This is a genomic window from Flavobacterium gelatinilyticum (assembly GCF_027111295.1).
Lineage (GTDB): Bacteria > Bacteroidota > Bacteroidia > Flavobacteriales > Flavobacteriaceae > Flavobacterium > Flavobacterium gelatinilyticum.
Genome location: NZ_CP114287.1, coordinates 5,586,251 through 5,609,662 on the forward strand (window position 1 = coordinate 5,586,251; position 23,412 = coordinate 5,609,662).

A 23,412-nucleotide genomic window follows, 5' to 3' on the forward strand; every position below is an offset into this window, starting at 1 on the left:
AAACTGTACTGTCCGGTTTCTTCATGTGTAGGTTTTTTAATATGAAATTATTGTTTTTTACCCTTGAAAAATTAAAAATTACGAATTCGATTTCATAAATGTAAAGTCTTATTACTCAGAACGCAATAAAATAGTTTTTGAATTAAAATCAGAGTTTTACTGATTTTAGTGAATTTTTTACTTCTTTTGCCTAAAAAGCGGTTTGTATATTTTGGTTTATGCAAACAAGTGCTGCTGTTTTTTTATTCCAAATACTTTTTCGGTGTATTTTTTATCAATATGGTTTTTTTTATGTGTTTTTTTTTAAAATACTATGATTAAAACAGGATAGAGCAGGACGGTTCTATTATATCATCATCCTATTTTTGGAATACAAAAAATAAATGTGATTTAAACATTTAAAGAGGATTTTTAAGATTTATTTAATCTTTAGTTCATTTAAAGGAAAAGCACATTTAACATGACTAACTAACAAAATAAATAACCTAACCAAAAAAAACATTTATGAAACAAGCACTTATTAAGAGATGTAGTTTTCTTTTGTTTACACTTATGACTGTGATGAGTTACGCTCAAACTACAAACAGTCAGGGAACAGTAACTGTTACAGGAACGGTAACGGATAATATATCAGGTCTGCTTCCGGGAGTAAACGTAACAGAGAAATCTACCAAAAATTCTGTTTCAACAGATTTTAATGGACAATACCAAATTAAAGTTAAACCAAATGCAACTTTAGTTTTTTCCTTTATAGGAATGAAAAAACAAGAAATAGCAATAGATGGACGTACGACTGTTAATGCTAAAATGCAGGAAGATTCTAATGTATTAGATGATATTGTAGTTGTTGCATATGGTACGCAGAAAAAGAATAAAGTTACAGGGGCTGTTATCTCATTAAAACCAGATGATTTTCAAGATCTGCCTGTTTCAAATTTATCTGAAGCATTGAGAGGTTTGACTCCAGGCGTAACAGTTTCGGGCGGTTCTACTCGTCCAGGAGAGTCAGCAAATATTCAAATACGTCAAACTTTTGGATTTTCAAAAGATGGTAATTCGTCGATTCCATTAGTAGTTATTGATGATATGGTGCAGATTGATCCTCAAAATGGAAAACCGACTATGGAAACATTTAATCAATTAGATCCTTCAGAAATTGAAAGCATGACAATTTTGAAAGATGGTTCCGCAGCGATTTATGGATCGAGAGCTTCGCAAGGAGCTATTATAGTAAAGACTAAAAGAGGAAAATCCGGAAAACCTAAGTTTACTTATTATAGTCAATACGCAATTAATGATGCGGTAAGTCATGGTAAAACAATGAGTGCCTATGAACACGGAATTTGGAAGAATAGATTTTTAAATTCAAATTTAGAAGCTGATAGAGCGAAATATTTTTCTCCGGCTGAACTTGAAGAAATGAAAAATTTAGATTACGATTGGCTTAAAAAAGCATGGAAACCTGCTATGCAGCAAAGACAATCACTTTCTGCAAGTGGAGGAACAGAAAAAGCAACTTATTTTGCAGGTATCACATACTTTGATCAGGGAGCTAACTTAGGAGAACAGGATTATAAAAAATGGAATTTCAGAACAGGAACTAATATTAAAGTTTCTAAGGATTTAGAATTTTCTGCTTCTGTTTCGGCTATTACGACTGATGTGACTAAATCATTTTCTAAAGCTTCAGCTAACTTAAATGATAGTAGTTTTGGTTCAGCGGCTGGAGGTGAGCAGGCAGATTATGCATATTTATTGCATATGCCTAAGTACATTCCTTGGGAAACTACTTTAAATGGTAAAACATATTGGATGTCCCCTTTTCCACGTACAGATCGTAACTTAGGGAGTGCAAATTCAAATACTACCATTGCGGGATGGAACTATTTTGCAGGTTTAGATGCGGGAAAACAAACAGAAGAGCAATTTTCATATAATGTTAATTTATCTTTAGAATACAAACTGCCTTTTTTAAAGGGGTTAAGTGTAAAAGGAAGTTTTGCCAGAAGCCAATCTAGTAGTTATACAGAACAGTATCAATTGCCTTATGATTTGCTTAGAATTTCTAATCATCATACACAGGATAATCATCTCTTAAATCCAAATTCAGAATTTGCAAATAATGGCAATCCAGAAACCAATAACCGTGGTTCAAGAGTTTATTACACTACAGATTTAGATAAACTTGTGCAAGCCAACTTTTTTGCAACATACGCCAGAACTTTTGGTAATCATAATGTATCTGCAATGTTTGGTTATGAACAATCGGAAGCTTGGAACAAACGAGTTCGTTTAGCTTATGAAGGAACTTCAAAAGACTTTTTAGGAAATAGTACTACTGCTGGACCAATTAGCACAAACTCGGAAGCTGTGAAGGTAGAATCTGGTACACAATCTTACATAGGACGCGTCAACTATGGTTTTAAAGACAAATATCTTGTTGAATTTTTATTTAGAAGTGACGCTTCTACTAAATTTGCTCCGCAAAATTACTGGGGCTTTTTTCCTGGTGCACAATTGGGATGGGTAGTATCGAAAGAAGATTGGTTTAGCGAAAATGTTTCATGGGTCAATAACTTGAAATTACGTTATTCAATTGGAAAAACAGGTAAGGATAATATTGATTATTGGAGATGGCTGCAGTTTTATGAACCATTGCCAGACAAAGGAGTTCAATTTGGTGGAAATGGAGGTCTTTTAGGAGGTGGAATTACGCCGCGTCCAAATCCAAATGAAGATGTACATTGGGATACTACAATCAAAAACAATATTGGTATAGACCTTGCATTCCTTAAAAACAGACTACAAATCTCGGCAGATTACTATTATGATAGAACGACAAATGCCTTGATTGGATTGGCTGCTGAAGCTGGTACTCCAATTTCAGTGGGAGGTGGTTTTGCAGAGGTTAATTATGCTGCGATTGATGCATGGGGATCTGAATTTAGTTTAAACTGGAATGATAAAATCAAAGAAAACTTTAGTTATAATGTTGGTATAAACTTTGGATTCTCAGATAATGAAGTTAAACAATACCCTACACTGGCAAGACCAAATGCAAATATGAATGTAACAGAGGTTGGTTCTTCAACCTTTTTTCCAACATATGGATTCAAGACATGGAAAGGTACTTCAACAGGTGATGGTATCTTAAGAACAGACGAGGATATTGTAAATTATTGGAATTATTTAACGGAACGAGCTACAGCTGTAGGCGGAGTACCAAATTATTTGACTATTAATAATGTAGGTTCAATGCGCAAAGGGATGCTGGCTTATGAAGATACTGGAGGGGTTTACAATGCGTCAACAAGAACTCAAGCTGGGGCTGATGGTAGAATTCAGGCAAATGAAGATTATGTGAAACTTGCAAATAGCAGTAGAACTTATGGCTTTACAAGTAATCTAGGTTTCAAATATAAAACGTTTTATTTTAAAACACAGATTCAAACTTCTTGGGGAGGTTACAGATCTATGGATTTAGTAAAACAAGGAACTGGATCTGCTCATAATGATTGGGCTCATGAATCTTTTTGGACAGATATGTATGATGCTAACGATAATCCTAACGGTAAGTATCCTAACATGGGACAACAGGAATCTATTTTTTATCCATCTGATTTTTGGCAATTGGATACTTTTAGATGTGTAATTAGAAATATGACGGTTGGATTTGAACTTCCAAAAGAGGCAATGAAACAGTTAAATATTCAAAAAGCTACTTTAGGTATTACAGGGAACAACCTTTGGGATTTGTATAATCCTTATCCAAATCATTATAGAAATATGTATGATGATTCAGTTTCTAGATATCCAACTCTTAGAACCTGGTCAATTAATTTGAATGTATCATTCTAATTTTAAGTAAAAACAATTATGAAAGCAAAATTTTGTACATACATAGCAATGATTCTTTTAATGGTATTAGGAGTTTCGTGTAGTGATGACTTTTTAGAAGATAAAAAGCAATATAAATATTATGATGCGGAATTCTTTAAAAGTGAAGAACGCGTTAATTGGTACGTTAATAATTTATATTTCGATTTTTTTGATGGTTATAAAACACCAACTGCAGTAGTTGTTGGTTCTTTTACAACAACTCAAACTTCCTATACGGAAGAAATAGGTGGAATTTCCGCAATGATTAATCCAAATATAACTTTAGAAAATGCACAGGACGGATCGGGTTATTATGGAAAAACTTTAGTTGAAAATCCTGCTAATGACCCATATAACAGAATTAGAGATTGTAATGTTATGTTGGAAAGAATTGATGTTGATGGAGCTAATTTAGATCAAACGTTTCGTGATCAGATTAAAGGGCAAATGTATTATTTACGTGCTATACAATATTTTGATTTAATGCGTACATTTGGAGGTGTTCCAATTATAACAGCTGTTCAAACTCCTTCTAAAGATGATCCTTCAATAAAAATACCAAGAGCTACAGTAACTGAATTAGTAAAACAAATCACTGATGATCTTGATTTAGCTGCGAGTTTGTTACCAAGAAAATGGTCAGCGACTGATTATGGTCGTTTTACCAAAGGTGCAGCACTAGCTCAAAAAGCACGTGTTTTACTAACTTATGCCAGTCCGTTATTTAATAAAAGCTGGGATTCATCAACAGAACGTTGGGATGCTGCTCTAGCGGCGGGATTAGCTGCAGAAACAGAATTAACTGCTGCAGGACATGGTTTATATGGAAACTCAGCATCAGATTGGGAAAAAATGTTTTACGTAAATGATAATGCATTTCATCCAGAAGCAATAACAGTTAAGCTTTTGGCAAGCAGCAGTACAGTTGCACCTTCTTTACAGTCCAATAACTCATGGGAGAGATCAATTCGATTAGCAAGCCAGGGTGGACAAGGAAGTGGTGGAGTTAAAGCTCCAAAAGGTATGATAGATTTATTTCCTATGAGTAACGGAAAAAGACCTACTACTGCTAATAATTATGATCCATTCTTGTTTTTTAAAGATCGTGACCCGCGTTTTTATAGAACGTTCGGATTTTCAGGAAGCTACTGGTCTTATAATAACAGCTTGCCTACAGCTGCAGCAACTACCGTTTGGGCATATCGCTGGTCAACAAATGCTGGCAATGGTGTAGCTTTTAGTATGGGTAATGATGTATCTAGCCCGGCATTTATCCGTAAAATGTCAAGTCCTCTAGTAAGTAATTCTGCTAACTTTCAGGTTTCAGGAACGGATATTATGGAATATCGTTTTGCAGAGTTAGTATTGAACATTGCAGAATGTTATGCTGCCAAAGGCGAAATTGGGAATACTATAGCTTATTTAGCGAAAATTCGTAAGCGAGTTGGAATTGCTGCGACTGATAATTATGGAATAGGTACATTGGCAGATAAATATGCAGCTCTTGAAGCTTGTCTATATGAGCGTAGAGTTGAGTTAGCTTATGAAGGAAAACGTTTTTGGGACGTGCAAAGATGGATGCTTTATAGTGATGATGCTTCAATAAACGATGCAACAAATACTAAACTGGGTATTCCGGTAATAAATGGGACTCAGCGTATAGGGAATTATTTACACTATAAAAATGGAACTAGTCCTTCAGGTACGGATCCTTTAGCAGCCGCTCGTGCTTCTATTTCTGTTAATCCTGATGCAGCAGACTTTCAAACTCAAATCAATGCTTTAGCAGCTTTTTATACTAATAATTTTGAATTGCGTTCTCCTCCAACACCTATGGATAATGTTAGTAGTGTAGCGACTCCAATTTTATGGAGATCAAATTACTATATCATGGGACTTAATCAAAGCGCTTTGGTTGGTAATCCTTGGTTAACACAAACTATAGGCTGGAAAGATGGAAACGGGGCTGCTGGAACTTATAACTACCAAGAATAATCCTAATAAAGGCCTCAATCTTTATTAAAAACAAATAGAATTAACGACAATATCACCTGTATTCTTCAAAAGATACAGGTGATTTGTTTAAAAAGAATTACCAAAAGTCAAAATTAACATGAAAAATTCCGCATTATTTATCGCATCTCTGCTTTTTTTAGGAAGCGCAAAGTGTTTTGCCCAATATCCTAAGATAAGTCCTGAGGTTCAGGCGCAGGAAAAAAAGATTAAAGAAGAAGCTCAAAGACTTTCTGATGAAGCTTGGGAAAAAGCTTTAGTGGTTATTGAAGAAGAAGCAAGACATGGAAAACCATATATTCCTTGGGCTGCAAGACCAACCGACTTACCTCAGGCTGAAATTCCGGCTTTCCCGGGAGCTGAAGGAGGAGGCATGTACACCTTTGGAGGCCGTGGCGGAAAAGTGTATACGGTAACAAGTTTAGAAGACCGCGGACCTGGAACTTTACGCGAAGCCTGCGAACAAGGAGGAGCGAGAATAGTGGTATTTAATGTTGCCGGAATTATCAGATTAAAAAGTCCGTTAATTATTCGTGCACCTTACATCACAATTGCAGGACAGACTGCTCCCGGAGATGGTATTTGTATCGCCGGAGAATCAACTTGGATTGATACGCATGATGTAATTATCAGACATGTACGTTTCCGTCGTGGAGAAACTTTCGTTGGGCGTCGTGATGACGCAATTGGAGGAAATCCTGTTGGAAATATTATGATCGACCACGTTTCTGCAACTTGGGGATTAGACGAAAATATGTCAATCTACAGACACATGTACAACCCAGGACCAGGATATCCGGATATTAAAGTTGGAACGGTTAATATTACAATCCAAAACAGTTTATTCGGAGAAGCTTTAGATACTTACAATCACGCTTTCGGAAGTACTTTAGGTGGTGAAAATTGTTCTTTTATGAGAAATATGTGGGCTAACAATGCAGGAAGAAATCCTTCTATTGGCTGGAACGGAATCTTCAACTTTGTAAACAATGTAGTTTTCAACTGGTACAACAGATCTACAGATGGCGGCGATTACACGGCTAATTATAACATCATCAACAACTTTTACAAACCAGGTCCAGTAACCGATTTAACACAGCCAATCAGCTATAGAATCTTAAAACCGGAATCAGGAAGAAGCAAACTGCCTTACATGGTTTTTGGTAGAGCTTACGTAAACGGAAACGTAGTTAATGGAAACGAAAAAGTAACTAAAGACAACTGGGACGGAGGTATTCAAATCGAAAACAAAAAAGGCGAATTAATGTCTTACGAAGAAGCAAAAGATTACTTCGCTAAAATGAAATCAGACAAACCTTTCCCAATGCCTTGGTTCAATAAATTCATGACAGCTGAAGAATCTTATGAATTCGTACTTAAAAATGTTGGAGCAACTTTGCCAATTAGAGATAAAGTTGACGAAAGAATCGTAAGAACAGTAAAAACCGGAGTTCCGGAATATGCAAAAGGATTAGAGAAAAAGACTTTCTACCAATTCGAACACAGACGTTTACCGATGGATTCGTATAAAAAAGGAATCATTACAGATATTTCTCAAGTTGGAGGATATCCGGAATACAAAGGAAAACCTTATGTAGACACAGACAAAGACGGTATGCCGGATGCTTGGGAGAAAAAATACGGTTTAAACCCGAATGACCCATCAGATGCTCAAGGAGACTTAAACGGAGACGGTTACTCAAATATTGAAGATTACATCAACGGTGTAAATCCTGCAATAAAAGTTAACTGGAAAGATTTAGCTAATAACAAAGAAACATTAGTTAGACCGCTGTTAGATTTAAAATAGGAACAATTTTTGAAAAGATAGAAAGAGCTGCGAATTATTTTTTTCGCGAAAGCTGAAAAATTGCTCGCAAAGACGCAAAGACGCAAGGCTTGTTTAAAAAAGTGAATGCAAAAAACTTTGCGTCTTAGCGACTTTGCGAGATTAAAAAGAAAGCACCTTTAAATTTTAAAAAAGTAAAATCATGAGACTAAATAAAATAAACGCAGGCTTATTATCAATCGTTTTCGCATTTTCAACTTTAAATGCGCAGCAACATTTAGATCCTGAATATATCAAAGTTACAAACGAAAGAGCTGCTAAAATCGTTGTAAAATTAGATTTGAAAAATGATGCAAAAGAAAAAGCAGTTTCAAATATAATAGCGCAGCAATTCAGAGATTTAACGGAAATCCAGGACGGAAGAGATGCTGAAATCAAAAAAGTAAAAGAAGATACTTCGTTAGCCAAAGAAAAACAAAACGAAAAAATTGACAAACTGAAAGCAAATGCGGACAAGTCAATTGCAAAATTACATAAATCTTATCTTAAAAAATTAGGTAAAGAATTACCAGAAGAAAAAATTACTGAAGTTAAAGACGGAATGACGTATGGCGTATTGCCAATTACAGTTGTTGCTTATAATGACATGCTTCCAAATTTAACTACAGAACAAAAAGAGTATATCTACAAAGCTTTAGTTGAAGCGAGAGAACACGCAATGGACGCTGGTTCATCTAAAGAAAAACACGGCTGGTTTGGTAAATACAAAGGAAGAATCAACAACTATTTATCAAAACAAGGTTACGATCTAAACAAAGAAAGTAAAGACTGGCACGAACGTGTTGAACAAAGAGAAAAAGCCAAATCAGGCCAATAAACAGTTCTCAGTAATTAGTGAAGAGTGATTAGCACTATTCACTAATTACTCTTTACTAATCACTAACTACTAACTACCAAGAACCCAACAAATGCAAAATATTTTTCCCAACCGTACTTTAAAGAAAACATTACTGGCATTTTCATTCTGTTCACTTGTATCGTCAGCATATGCCCAATATCCGGTAATTCCAAAAGATGTTCAGGCAAAAGCAGATGCTATTCTAGCGGATGAAGAAACAAGATTGAGCGAAATATGGAATGCTAATCTTCATATAATCAAAGAAGAAGCAAAACAAGGAAAACCTTATTTACCTTGGGCTTCTTACCCAAAAGATTTTGTTTTTGCTGATATTCCTGCTTTTCCAGGTGCCGAAGGAGGAGGAGCGTACACACAAGGCGGACGTGGCGGAAAAATATTCGTAGTTACTAGTTTAGAAGACAGCGGTAAAGGAACTTTCCGTGAAGCTTGCGAAGCAGTTGGAGCGAGAACAATCGTTTTTAATGTTTCGGGAATTATTCACTTAAAAAAGAGAATCAGCATGCGTGCGCCTTACGTAACCATTGCTGGGCAAACTGCTCCTGGAGACGGAATTTGTATCGCAGGAGAAACTTTAGAAATTGACACACACGACGTTATTATCAGACACATGCGTTTTAGGCGTGGTGCGACGGAAGTAACCAGAAGAGATGACGCTCTTGGAGGAAATCCAATGGGAAATATTATTGTAGACCATTGCTCAATCAGCTGGGGATTAGACGAAAATATTTCTTTATACAGACATCAATTTGCAGCGAATGCAAAATCGAAATTGGAGAAATTGCCGGCTTGCAACATCACAATTCAGAACACGATTTCATCAGAAGGTTTAGATACTTATAATCATGCATTTGGAAGTACAATTGGCGGATTAAATAGTACTTTTATGCGTAATTTATGGGCCGACAACATTTCTAGAAATGCTTCTATCGGAATGTATGGCGACTTTAATTTTGTCAATAACGTAGTATTTAATTGGTGGAATCGTACCTTAGATGGCGGAGATTACCGTTCGATGTTAAACATCATCAATAATTATTTTAAACCAGGTCCAATAACGCCGGCAGATCAGCCTATTGCACACAGAATTGTAAAGCCTGAGTCTGGATATATTGAGCCAAAACAATATGGAAGAGCGTATGTTTCAGGAAATTTCATTGTAGGTTCTCCTGAAGTTACAGCAGATAACTGGAATGGCGGCGTACAATTGGAAAATCTTCCAGAAGCAGAAACAAAAGAGTTTTTAGCAGCAATCAAACAGCCAAAACCATTCTCAATGCCTGAATTCAAAATTATGAAAGCAGAAGAAGCGTATGATTTTGTTTTAGCGAATGTTGGAGCGACAATACCAAAAAGAGATGCTGTTGATGAAAGAATTTTGAAACAGGTTCGCACAGGAAAAATTGAAGTGAAAGATGGTTTAGAAAACTCAATCGGAAAAGAATTCGTTAAAAGAAGATTACCTGCAGATTCTTACAAAAAAGGAATCATCACGCATCCGGATCAAGTTGGCGGCTATCCAACTTACAAAGGAAAAGCTTATAAAGATTCTGATAATGATGGAATTCCAGATGCTTGGGAGAAAAAATACGGTTTAAATCCAAATGACGCTTCAGATGCCAATAAAGATTTAAACGGAGACGGTTATACAAACATCGAAAAGTATTTTAACGGAATCGATCCAACAAGTAAAGTTGATTGGACGAAAATCGATAATAACAACGATACGTTGGCTAAATTAAAGTCATTAGTACAATAATTTTTTTTACATATCCTAACAGGTTTTCAAAACCTGTTAGGTATCTATAATTATAAGGTTAGAATTAATTTCGATTATATAATTTCGAAAAATAATAATGCCTAACAGGTTTGGAAACCTGTTAGGATAAATCACAAAATATTTTAAAGTGAACTCCAAGAAACTAAAAAATATTGCTTCTTTCAAAAACACATTGTTCTTAATGTGCTTTGCTTTGTCGTTTAGTACAAGCATCACTGCCCAAAACACTTTCCCTGACATTGTAAAAACAAAAGAAGGAAAACTTTCTTTTACGACAGACAATCAAGGAAACCAGATTCCTGATTTTTCTTTTGCAGGATATAGAAATTCTGAAGTTGCAATTCCGAATCTGGAAAATAAGATTTTTGTTTCCAAACAAGAAGAAGATGCCACGCAGAAGATCCAAAATGCAATCGATTATGTAAGCGCATTAAAACCAGACAAATCAGGTTTTCGTGGAGCAGTTCTTTTAGATAAAGGAATTTTCAAAGTAAGCGGAACATTATACATCAGAAAATCGGGTGTTGTTTTACGAGGAAGTGGAAATGCTGAAAACGGAACTGTCCTTTTAGGAACAGGTTTAGAAAGAGAAGCTTTGATTCGAATTTTAGGTGTAAACGATAAAGTGTATAAAGATACTTTCGAATTTAATAACGCTTACACACCACTTGGAACTCAGAAAATCCAATTAAAAAACGCTTCGAAATTAAAAGTTTCTGATGAAATTGAAATCAGCAAACCTTTGACAGATAATTTCATTAAAGAAGTAAACATGCAGGATTTTGGCGGAGAAACTTCTTGGATTGGATGGAAAAAAGGCGCTTGGGATATGACTTGGAATAGAGTTGTAACCAAAATCAACGGAAATGAAGTTACATTGAATGCTCCAATAACAATGTCATTAGATGATGTTTTCGGAGTTTCAAAAGTTACGGTTTATTCATGGCCGGGAAGAGTTGAAAATGCTGGAGTTGAAAACATCTTGATTAAATCAACTTTTAATGCTTCAAACGCAAAAGACGAAGAACACAGATGGCAGGCAATTAGTATTGAAAACACTAGAAATACTTGGGTAAAACAAGTTAATTTCAAACATTTTGCAGGCGGCGCTGTTACGATTTTAAAAACAAGTCAGCAGATTACAGTTGAAGATTGTATCGCGACTGAACCTATTTCAGAAATTGCGTCATTCAGAAGACATACATTTTATACAGAAGGTCAGCAGACGCTTTTCCAACGATGTTATTCAGAATTTGGATATCATGATTTCGCTGTGGGAGGATTTGGAACAACAGGTCCAAATGCTTTTGTTCAGTGCGAATCACATCTTCCATTCAACAACAGTGGCGCAATCGGAAGCTGGGCAACCGGCGTTTTATTTGATATTGCTAATATCGACGGACAAGCATTGAGTTATAACAATAGAGAACAAGGTGGAAGAGGAGCAGGATGGACAGCAGCAAATTCTGTAATCTGGGAATCTTCAGCTTCAAAAGTAGAATGTTACAGTCCGCCAACAGCTCAAAACTGGGCTTTTGGAGTTTGGGGACAATTTGGAGGAAACGGACATTGGAAAGATGTAAACGGACATATCAGCCCAAGAAGTTTATTCTACACGCAATTAGAAAGCAGATTAGGAAAACTTCCTTCACCTGCTTTTATTTACGATTTAGGTTCAGAACCATCTTCAAGTCCAACAATCGAAGTGGCGCAAGAATTGACTAAAGCTTCAGTTACAACCAAACAAAGCCTGCCAGAATGGATTGCAGAAGTTTCAAAACAAAACCCGATTAACATCAATAATTCAGGTTTAAAAAATGCAAATGATTTAAAAATTTCTTCTTCAATTAAAGCACAGAATAAATCAAAAGTTATCACAGAAAATGGCTGGTTAACTTTTAACGGAAAAGTTATCGCTGGAAAACAAATGAATGTAGCGTGGTGGAGAGGTGATCTTACAGATGATTTCGTAAACAAATCTTTACCGCATGTAACTCGTTTTGTACCAGGAAGAACAGGAAACGGATTAACAGACAGAGTTCAGGAAACAGTTGATTATTTAACTTCAAATAATATTATCGCTTTAGAACACAATTACGGTTTGTGGTACGACCGCAGAATGGACGATCACGAACGTGTTAGAAGAATTGATGACGATACTTGGCCTCCGTTTTACGAACAGCCTTTTGCAAGAAGCGGAAAAGACTTTGCTTGGGATCATTTAAGCAAATATGATTTAACAAAATTCAATGATTGGTATTGGAGCCGTCTAGCACAATTTGCAACATTGGCGGAACCAAACGGACAAATGTTAATCAATCAGCAATATTTTCAGCACAATATTTTAGAAGCGGGAGCGCACTGGGCAAGTTCACCTTGGCGTTCGGCTAATAACATCAACAACTCAGGATTTCCTGAGCCGCCACCTTACGCAGGAGACAAACGTATTTTTATGGCAGAACAGTTTTACGATGTTACAAATGCTGATAGAAGAAAATTACACCAAGGTTTCATCAGAAAATCGTTCGAGAACTTTCAGGAAAACAGCAACGTAATTCAGCTAACAAGTGCCGAATATACAGGTCCGCTTCATTTTATGGAATTCTGGTTAGACGAAGCGCAAAAATGGAAAGACGAAACGGGTAAAAAAGGCTTAATCGGTTTAAGTGCAACAAAAGACGTTCAGGACGCGATTTTAAATGATGCCAAAAGATTTAAAACAGTTGATGTAATCGACATTCGTTATTGGTATTACAAAGAAGACGGTTCGGCTTATGCTCCACAAGGAGGTGTTAATTTAGCACCAAGACAGCACGCCAGAAAATTAAAAACAGGAAAAGAAACGGATAATCAAGTCTATCGCGCCGTGAGAGAATACAGAGAAAAATATCCTGAAAAAGTGATTTTATATTCAACAGACGGTTCTTCTCGTTTCGGATGGCCCGCTTTGATGGGAGGAGCTTCAATGCCAAATATTCCAAAAATCGAATTGCCTCAGTTTTATGCCGCTTTAAGCGAAATGAAATTAGTTGACGGAAATACGTTCTCAGATAATCTTTGGAAATTAGAAAACAAAGGCAAAAGCTATCTTTTCTATCTGAAAAACGATCAAGATATTACAATTGATTTATCAAACGAAAAAGGAACATTTGAAGTATTTGCAATCAATGCTTCAAAAGGAAATATAACCAAAAAAGCCAACATCAGCGGAGGAAAACAAGTAACGATTCCACAAGCCGAAATAAAAGAAAAAGTGCTTTTTGTAATGAAGAAATAATTTGCCACTCCCGATAGTTATCGGGATTCACAGATTAGAAGGATTAAAAATTCTGCCGAATCTGCAAAATCTGCGAGAGTAAAAAAATTTCACGCAGATTTAAAAAAGATCAAAGCAGATCAAACAGATTTTAAAAAAAATAATCTGCGCAAATCAGCTTAAATCAGCAAAATCTGCGTGAAATAAAAATTAAGACAAAGCTTGGGAAAATCCATTAAATCAGTTAAATCTGTGGCTAAAAAATAAAAACACAATTCAAAAACAACCAAAATGAATCTGAAAATAAAATCTTTATACGCTCTTAGTATAAGCTTTATGTTTACAGCACAAAGCGGATTTTCGCAATCTGCTAAAACAAAAGCATCACTGCCTGAAATCAAAGTATCTAAAAATCAGCATTATTTTGTTACCGAAAACGAAAAACCATTTTTCTGGCTTGGCGACACAGGCTGGCTCACATTCGGAAAACTGGACAGACCGGGAATTGAGAAATATTTTAAAGACAGAAAAGACAAAGGATTCAATGTTGTTCAGGTAATGGTTTTGCACAACATCAATGCCGTTAACGTTTATGGTTCTTCGGCTTTAATCAACGAAGACGTTTCGAAACCGCTGATTACAGCTGGAAATGATTTCAAAGATCCAAAACAATACGATTATTGGGATCACGTAGATTATACGCTGGATGTGGCTCAGAAAAACGGAATTTACCTTGCAATGGTGCCGGTTTGGGGAACAAACGTTTCAAAAGGAAATAAAGTAAGCAAAGAACAAGCAACAGAATATGCTCAGTTTTTGGCCAATCGATATAAAAACAGAACCAACGTAATTTGGTTAAACGGTGGAGACACGCACGGAAACGAATTTCAAGATATCTGGAATGCTATCGGAAATACTTTAAAAACCAGTAATCCAAATCAGTTAGTGACTTTTCACCCGTTTGGAAGAACCGATTCTTCAGAGAACTTCCACAACGAAAAATGGCTGGATTTCAACATGTTTCAATCAGGACACAGAAGATACGATCAGGATTCAGTGAAAACAAATTTCAAAGAAGACAATTACAAATTTGTTTTAAGAGATTTCGAATTAAAACCAACAAAACCTACACTTGACGGAGAACCTTCTTACGAAGCAATTCCACACGGCTTGCACGACACATTACAGCCAAAATGGACAGCAAGCGATGTACGTCGTTACGGATATTGGTCGGTTTTATCAGGTGGAGCAGGTTACACATACGGGCACAACGCCGTAATGCAAATGTTCAGAAAAGGCGATAAACCAGCTTATGGAAATAAAGAATTATGGACATCAGCAATCAATGCGCCTGGAGCAAAACAAATGGTGTATATCAAGAAATTAATGGAAGAATTTCCGTTTTTAGAAGGAACTCCGGATGTTTCATTAGTCGTTAACCAAGGAGAAAAATACGATTATATTCCGGCAATAAAAGGAGAAAAATATGCTTTGCTTTACACGTACAATGGAAGAATAATCGAAGTAAAACTAGGAAAAATCGCCGGCGATAAATTCGAAGCGACTTGGTACAATCCAAGAAACGGCAAGAAAACCAAAATCGGAACATTTGACAATAAAGGAACTCAAAACTTCCAGCCAGAAGGCAAAAAAGAAGATGGCAATGACTGGGTTTTGATTTTGAAATCTAAGTAGTAATTAGTGAAAAGTAAAAAGTAATTAGTCAAAAGACTTTTAGAGTATAATACTCTCGCAGATTTTGCAGATCAAGCAGATAAAAAATCCTTTTAATCTGTGAATCCCGATAGCTATCGGGAGTGGAAAAAAATAAATCTGAACAATCTGCCAAATCTGCGAGAGTAAAATTTTTTCACGCAGATTTAAAAAAAATCAAAGCAGATTAAACAGATTTTTAATATTTGATTTGCGCAGATCAGCTAAAATCAGCAATCCCGATAACTATCGGGAGCGTGAAACCAAAAAACAACACAACCATGAAAATCAAAAATATACTATTCATACTCTGTTTCATCACCAGCTTAACAACATTCGCACACGACGGCTGGTACAACATCCTAAACGAAGGCGGAAACAACAAAGGCTTAAAATGCACCGATGCCATTCAGAAAACAATCGAAAAAGCATCTAAAAATGGCGGAGGAACCATCTTTTTCCCAGCTGGAGAATACTTAACAGGCGCTTTAACATTAAGAAGCAACATCACCATTCATTTAGATTCTGGAGCGCTTTTAAAGTTCTCAGAAAACTTCGATGATTTCTTGCCGTATGTAGAAATGCGTTACGAAGGAATCGTAATGAAAAGTTTCCAACCATTATTTTACGCCAAAGATGTAGAAAACATCACCATCAAAGGAAGAGGAGTAATCGACGGACAAGGAAAAGCATGGTGGAATGAAGTTTACAGAATTGAAACAGCCAAAGAACCGCTTCCGCCAACAAAATACCAAACCATGTGGGAAGAGCAAAACAAAGGTCTTTACACAGAACCATATTACAAAAGAACGGTTGACAAGAAATTCTTCAGACCATCTTTCTTTCAGGCTTACAACTGTAAAAATATTTTGATCGAAGGCGTAACCTTTCAAAATTCACCATTTTGGACCATTAACCCAGAATTTTGTGATAATGTAACGGTTACAGGAATTTCGATTTTCAATCCGCATTCGCCAAATACAGACGGTATTAATCCATCTTCTTGTACCAATGTTCGCATTTCAAACTGCCATATCAGCGTAGGAGATGACTGTATTACCATCAAATCCGGAAGAGACGGCGACGGTCGTAAATACGGAAAAGCAACAGAAAATGTAACCATCACAAACTGTACGATGTTAAGCGGACACGGCGGCGTGGTTATCGGAAGTGAAATGTCGGGTGGAATCAAAAAAATCACAATTTCAAACTGTGTTTTTGACGGAACTGATAGAGGAATCCGTATCAAGTCTGCTCGCGGAAGAGGCGGAGTGGTAGAAGACATTCGCGTTGATAATATCGTCATGAAAAACATCAAAGAAGAAGCTTTTGTATTAAGCCTTTTTTACGATAAAGGCACTAAAGTCGAGCCTGTAACAGAGAAAACGCCGATTTTCAGAAACATTCACATGAGCAACATTACAGCTTCAAACGTGAACAAAGCAGGACAGATTTTAGGAATCACAGAAATGCCAATTCAAAACATCACTTTTTCAAACATCAACATCGACGGAAAAGAAGGTTTTACTGTAAATACAGCGACAGATGTTGAATTTCATGATGTAAAAGTAAACGCAACTATAGGTTCTTCTTTCAAAATTTCAGACTCAAAAAATGTAATTTTAGACAACGTTGGATCTTCAACACCAATAAAAAATGTTCCGGTTATCAAATTAAATAATGTTTCTAATGCTTTAATCAACAATAATTTTCCATTTAATGCAACCGATATTTTTATCGAAGCAGATGGAAAAGAAACGAAGAATATTTTCTTGAAAAACAATGTTTTAAACAACGTAACAACGAAAATTAAAAAAGGCGCTTCTTTAGATAAAAAAGCGATTACAGAATAATTTCACGTTCCTGCAAGGTTTTCAAAACCTTGTAGGTATTTTAATAATTATATTTAGAAGCAGAAACAAAAGACATTTTTGGAAACATCGTCCCGCTCTTCGTTACAATCTTTTGTATCTCGTTAAATAAACGAGACACAAAAGGATTTCCACTGCGATCGGGGCTAAAGAGAAAGATTTGGCTTTTTTGCTATCAATAAGAAAGGTCTAATCCTGCAAGGTTTCCAAAACCTTGTAGGTTTCAGGATTAAACGTAAAATATATACCTACAAGGTTTTGAAAACCTTGCAGGAGAACAGAAAAAGACATGAAAAAAATATTCATCCTATTAACCTTTTCATTTTTTGCGATATCTTACGCGCAGAAAAAGAAGGAAATCTATCTTTTTACATCGTTTAGAGAACCCGCAACAGAAGGCTTATATTTGGCATACAGTGAAGACGGTTACAACTGGAAAGGTTTAGAAGGATCATTCTTAAAACCAGAAATCGGAGCGAGTAAAATCATGCGTGACCCTTCTATTACCAAAGGAGCTGACGGGACGTATCATATGGTTTGGACAACGGATTGGAAAGGCGGAAATGGTTTTGGATATGCAAGTTCTAAAGATTTGATTCATTGGTCAGAACAACAATATATTCCAGTTATGAAAAACGAGCCTGAAGTAATAAACGTTTGGGCACCGGAAATTTTTTATGACGATGTGAAAAAGGAATACATTATTATTTGGGCATCGACAATTCCGTTTAGATATCCAAAAGGTGTGGAAGAAGAGAAAAACAACCACAGAATGTATTATGTAACGACTAAAGATTTCAAAACTTTTTCGGATACAAAATTATATTACGACCCAGGTTTCAGTGTAATTGACTGTGTAATTGTCAAAAAAGGGAAGAAAGATTTTGTTTTGGTTTTAAAAGACAACACAAGACCAATGCGAAACATAAAAGTAGCTTTCGGAAAATCGCCTTTAGGTCCGTTTGAAAAAAGCTCTGAACCTTTAACCGAGTATTTATCAGAAGGTCCGACAGTTGTCAAAGTTGGGAAAAACTGGTTGTTGTATTATGACAATTACGGTTCAAAAAATTATAAAGCTTTAAGCACTACAGATTTTGTTCATTTTGAAGATGTTTCATCCAAAATAAGTCTTCCGGAAGGACACAAACACGGAACGATTACAACAATTTCAAGCGAAGTTTTAAAAGGATTAATTGACAAGAAATAGAATTTCAAATGCAGACCTAACAGGTTTTCAAAACCTGTTAGGTCTCTTAGAAGTTTAAAAAATACCAAAAAGAATGATTACTTTCCAAAACATAAAAGCCAACATCATCACCACAGCCACAATTCTTTTGGTTGGAACGGCTGTAAATGCTCAAAACGACACCGTTCGTTATGTTGGTAAAACACTTTCAAACATCGATTACCATCACGGAATGTTAAGTCCGGCAGTTGGAGTTCACGCCACACAAATTATGCGTGCAAGCCGTGAACATCCAGAAAAAGCAGATGGTTTTGGATGGACGTACAATCACCAGCCGATGATGGCGTATTGGAATAATACCTTTTATCTTCATTATTTAAGCGATCCTTCAGGAGAACATATTCCGCCAAGTCAGACTTTAATTATGAGTTCTAAAGATGGCGTAACGTGGACAAAACCAGAAGTTATTTTCCCAATTTACAGAATTCCTGACGGATGGAAAAAAGAAGGTGTAGAAGGCGTTGCCAAAAATCTGGATGCGATTATGCACCAAAGAATGGGTTTTTATACTTCAAAAGACAAACGACTTTTTGCTTTGGCATATTACGGAATAGCAATGGATGAAAAAGACGATCCAAACGACGGAAAAGGAATTGGACGTGTGATTCGTGAAATCAAAAAAGATGGAAGTTTTGGCGAAATCTATTTCATCAGATACAATAAAACTTGGGACAAATCGAAATCAAAATTCCCATTTTATACCGCTTCAAAAGACAAAGGATTCAAAAAAGCCTGCGAAGAAATTTTATCTAATCCGTTGATGTTACAGCAATGGGTTGAAGAAGCCGATCGCGATGACGAATTGATTCCGTTACAGAAACCATACAAAGCGTTTAGTTATTATCATTTAGCAAACGGAAATGTGGTTGGTTTATGGAAACACGCTTTAACGTCTATCAGTAGAGACGGAGGAAAATCTTGGGATTATATGCCGTTGCGTGCGCCAGGTTTTGTAAACAGCAATGCTAAAATCTGGGGACAAAAAACGTCAGATAATCGTTATGCGACTCTTTACAATCCGTCAGAATACCGTTGGCCTTTGGCAATTTCTACAAGTGATGACGGATTAAATTATAAAGATTTATTGTTGGTTCACGGAGAAGTGAGTCCGATGCGTTATGGCGGAAACTACAAATCGGCAGGACCTCAATACGTACGTGGAATCACAGAAGGAGACGGAACTCCGCCAGACGGAAAAATCTGGGTGGGTTACAGCGTGAATAAAGAAGATATTTGGGTAGCGTCGATTCCAGTTCCAGTAACTTCGGTGGTGACAGAACACGCTAATGATGTCTTCAATAATCTTCCAAACGGAGAAGAATTAAAAATGTGGAATACCTACGATCTTTCTTGGGCTTCGACAAAAATCGAAAAGAAAGCCGATGGTAAAAAATGGCTGACTTTAAGAGATCAGGATTATTTTGATTATTCTCGTGCCGAAAGAGTTATTCCTTTCACATCAAAATTAGAAGCTGTTTTCACGGTAATGCCAGAACAGAATAATCATGGTTTATTGCAGATTGAATTTCAAAATAAACAAGGTTTGCCATCCGTAAGATTGACTTTCGACAGCGACGGACAATTGAAAGTGAAAACCGGAGCTCGTTTCAACACAATTGCAAAATACGAAGCAAACAAAACATATAAAGTTACTGTAAAGTTAGACGCTAAAAACCGTCAGTACACTGTAAAAGTAAACGACGAGAAAGAATCAACAAAGATATTTTATGCGCCAACAGATGGTTTTGAACGAATTATGTTCCGCACAGGAGAGCAAAGACATAATCCAAATCCTGACACAGCGCCAGACACAGACGATTATGACGACCTGCCTCAAACCGGAAAACAAATCCCTGAAGCAGTATTCAATATCGAATCGTTAGTAACGAAAAAGTTGTAAATTATATAACGCGGATGAAACGGATTCGCTTTTGCGAAGACGCAGATTTACGCGGATTTTTTCTTTTTCAAATAACAAAAAAATCCGTTTTTATCCGCGTCTTTACGAAGTAAATCCGTGTCATCAGCGTTCAATTTAAAAGTAAGAAATGAAGAATTTCAAAAATATTGTATTAGCATTTTCTCTTTTAGTAACCGTAGTCTCTAAAGGACAAATTCTGCCTGTACGCTTAACAACAGAAATGGCTGAAAATCCATTAGCAGTTGTAGAGAATAAGCCAAAATTAAGCTGGCAATTGGTTTCAAAAGAATCCAATGCATCGCAAGTCGCTTATTTGATTTTAGTAGCTTCTTCGGAAGAAAAACTAAAAATGGACGACGGCGATATCTGGAACAGCGGAAGAGTTAATACCGATAAAAACCTGCATATTGTTTATAGCGGAAAACCATTAAAAAACGAAACCAAATATTTCTGGAAAGTGAAAGTTTGGAATCAAGCTGGAAAAGTTTCAAAATGGAGTAGAAATGCTTCTTTTAGAATCGCGCCGTTAGAATCAGATTTGAATCCAACTTGGATTGGTGCTATAACAAAGGCAGACAGTCATTTGCCAGAAGGAAGAACGTATCATACAGCGACTTTCAACAGAGAAAAAAAGAATTCGTTTATCAATGCTTCCGATTCTTTGTCAAGAAGAAGTATCATGCTTCGTAAACCTTTTGAAGTAGAAAAAGCAGTCAAAGAAGCCGTTGTTTACATTTCTGGTTTAGGACATTATGAACTGACAATCAACGGGAAAAAAGTGGGTAACAGCCAATTTGCACCACTTTGGACAGATTACGATAAAACGGTTAATTACAATGTGTACGAATTAAGCGCAAGAGATTTTCAAAAAGGCGATAACGTGATTGGCGTTCTGTTAGGAAACGGAATGTACAACACACTGGCTGAAAGATATACCAAATTCTTTGTAAGTTTTGGTCCGCCGACATTGTTCTTCAAAATGAAAATCAAATACAATGATGGTTCAGAAGAAATTGTAAAATCAGACGGAACTTGGAAATACAGCAAAAGTCCGATTACGTATAACAGTATTTTTGGAGGAGAAGATTATAATGCCAACTTTGAGCAAAAAGGCTGGGGAAGTAAAGGATTCAAAGATAGAGACTGGAAAAAAGTAGTGATTCAGGAAGCACCAAAAGGTGTTTTAAGACCACAGACTGCACCGCCGGTTACAATTCAAAAACAATATGAAGTTAAAACGGTAAAAGAACTGAAACCGAATTTCTATGTTTTTGATATGGGGCAGAATCTTTCAGGATTTCCAACTATCAAAGTAAAAGGAGAAAGAGGGCAATCGATTCGTGTTTGGGTTGCGGAAGGATTAAATGAAGAAGGCACAATTGCGCAGGGAAGATCTGGAAAACCATATTACTACGATTATACTTTAAAAGGCGATGGAGTAGAAGAATGGACACCAAAATTCAGTTTCTACGGTTATCAATATGTTCAAATTGAAAACATTAATTATAAAGACGCTAAGAACAAAGATCTTCTAACTTTAGTAGATTTAAAATCGAATTTCATTTACAATTCGGCAGGAGAAGCAGGAAGTTTTGCATGTTCAAACGAGATTTTCAATAAAACACACGAGCTGATTAACAACTCAATAAAAAGTAATTTCCAAAGCGTTTTCACTGATTGTCCACAACGTGAAAAATTAGGCTGGTTAGAAGAAATTCAGCTGAATGGTCCGGGTTTAATGTTCAATTACAACTTGCAGAATTTCCTTCCAGCAACAATGCAGAACATTTCTGATTCACAAAGAGAGAACGGTTTGATTCCGAGTATTGTGCCAGAATACATAATTTTTGGCGGTGATTTTACCGATTCGCCAGAATGGGGCGTTACTGGTGTTATTCTGCCTTGGATGTATTATGAATATTACGGAGACGCTTCATTATTAGAGAAATATTTCCCTATAATGAAAAAGTATGTTGATTATCTAGAAACGAAATCTACCAATCACATCGTTTCTCACGGTTTAGGCGATTGGTACGATTACGGAACGCATGCTGCGGGATATTCAAAAAACAGCCCGATTGCGCTTTCGGCGACTTCGCATTATTATTACGGAGCATATTTGACAGCCAAAGCAGCTAAATTATTAGGGAAGACCGAAGATTATGAGAAATACGAAACATTGGCTTCTGAAATAAAAACAGCTTTCAACAGGGAATTTTTCAATCCGGAAACCAAACAATACGGAACGAATAGTCAGTTTAGTAACTCTGTTCCGGTTTTTATGAATATTGTAGAGCCTCAGTACAAAGAAGCGGTTATGCAGAATTTATTAGCTGACATCAAAGAAAAAGGAGATCGTTTAACAACGGGAGATGTTGGAAATCGCTATTTATTCCAAACTCTGGCAAGAAACGGCGAAAACGAAACGATGTACAGAATGCACAATCATTACGATGCGCCGGGTTATGGTTTTCAGATTAAATTTGGCTTGACCACTTTAACGGAACAATGGGATCCGAGAAAAGGAAATTCTTGGAATCACTTCATGTTAGGTCAAATTGAGGAATGGTTTTTCCAAAGTTTAGCCGGAATTATGTCTGATCCAGAAAAACCGGGTTTCAAACATTTCTTCATTCAGCCGGAAGTAGTTGGCGATATGACTTTCGCGAAAGCGGATTATGAATCGGTTTATGGAAAAATTGCTTCTTCTTGGGAGAAAAAAGACGGCAAGTTTATTTTGAAAGTTCAAATTCCTGTGAATACAAAAGCGACTATAAAATTACCTGTTTCTAAAGATTCAGAAATAAAAATTGATGGTAAAAAGGCTGGAGTAGGTTATAGCGAAAAAGATAAAAAACCAACGCTGGAACTTGGTTCAGGAATTTATACGATAGAATGTAAGTTGTAAAATGTGAAATGTGATTTGTGAAAATGTAAAATCGCTATTCTACAGTAAAAAGATAAAAATCAATTGCCTCCAGTTTTAACTGGAGGATACAAAATAAAGCAAGTCAGAAGGCTTTAGCCA

The 23,412-nt window shown here is 36.2% G+C and carries 11 protein-coding genes; all 11 read left to right on the forward strand.

Going from position 1 to position 23,412, the window contains the following annotated elements; all coding sequences use genetic code 11:
* Nucleotides 1-504: 504 nt before the first annotated feature.
* The 11 genes from OZP11_RS24060 (at nt 505) to OZP11_RS24110 (ending at nt 23,292) form a co-directional block, all read left to right on the forward strand.
* Nucleotides 505-3,858, forward strand: coding sequence for a SusC/RagA family TonB-linked outer membrane protein (locus OZP11_RS24060; protein WP_281233027.1), 3,354 nt, complete (start codon nt 505-507; stop codon nt 3,856-3,858).
* Nucleotides 3,859-3,876: 18 nt separating this feature from the next.
* Nucleotides 3,877-5,874 (forward strand): RagB/SusD family nutrient uptake outer membrane protein, encoded by a 1,998-nt coding sequence (locus OZP11_RS24065; RefSeq protein ID WP_281233028.1) that lies wholly within the window; start codon nt 3,877-3,879, stop codon nt 5,872-5,874.
* A 118-nt stretch (nt 5,875-5,992) separates the two neighbouring features.
* Nucleotides 5,993-7,702, forward strand: a complete 1,710-nt coding sequence (locus OZP11_RS24070) for a polysaccharide lyase (RefSeq protein WP_281233029.1) — start codon at nt 5,993-5,995, stop codon at nt 7,700-7,702.
* 181 nt (nt 7,703-7,883) lie between these two features.
* A complete protein-coding gene (locus OZP11_RS24075; RefSeq protein ID WP_281233030.1) occupies nt 7,884-8,558 on the forward strand; it encodes a DUF3826 domain-containing protein in 675 nt (224 codons plus the stop codon).
* 91 nt (nt 8,559-8,649) lie between these two features.
* Nucleotides 8,650-10,356 (forward strand): polysaccharide lyase, encoded by a 1,707-nt coding sequence (locus tag OZP11_RS24080; protein ID WP_281233031.1) that lies wholly within the window; start codon nt 8,650-8,652, stop codon nt 10,354-10,356.
* Between the two features lie 148 nt (nt 10,357-10,504).
* On the forward strand, nt 10,505-13,654 hold the full coding sequence (locus tag OZP11_RS24085; protein ID WP_281233032.1) for a DUF6298 domain-containing protein: 3,150 nt from the start codon (nt 10,505-10,507) through the stop codon (nt 13,652-13,654).
* 270 nt (nt 13,655-13,924) lie between these two features.
* Entirely contained in the window at nt 13,925-15,328 is a 1,404-nt protein-coding gene (locus tag OZP11_RS24090; protein WP_281233033.1) for a glycoside hydrolase family 140 protein, read from the forward strand.
* Between the two features lie 299 nt (nt 15,329-15,627).
* The gene (locus tag OZP11_RS24095; RefSeq protein WP_281233034.1) at nt 15,628-17,199 is read left to right on the forward strand and encodes a glycoside hydrolase family 28 protein; all 1,572 of its coding nucleotides are present in this window, start codon (nt 15,628-15,630) and stop codon (nt 17,197-17,199) included.
* Nucleotides 17,200-17,506: 307 nt separating this feature from the next.
* Nucleotides 17,507-18,424 carry a glycoside hydrolase family 43 protein gene (locus tag OZP11_RS24100; protein ID WP_281233035.1) on the forward strand — a complete coding sequence of 306 codons (918 nt, stop codon included), beginning with the start codon at nt 17,507-17,509 and terminating at the stop codon, nt 18,422-18,424.
* 73 nt (nt 18,425-18,497) lie between these two features.
* Nucleotides 18,498-20,363, forward strand: coding sequence for a sialidase/neuraminidase family protein (locus OZP11_RS24105; RefSeq protein WP_281233036.1), 1,866 nt, complete (start codon nt 18,498-18,500; stop codon nt 20,361-20,363).
* Between the two features lie 148 nt (nt 20,364-20,511).
* Nucleotides 20,512-23,292: a glycoside hydrolase family 78 protein gene (locus OZP11_RS24110; RefSeq protein WP_281233037.1), complete on the forward strand. Its 2,781-nt coding sequence runs from the start codon at nt 20,512-20,514 to the stop codon at nt 23,290-23,292.
* Nucleotides 23,293-23,412: the final 120 nt, after the last annotated feature.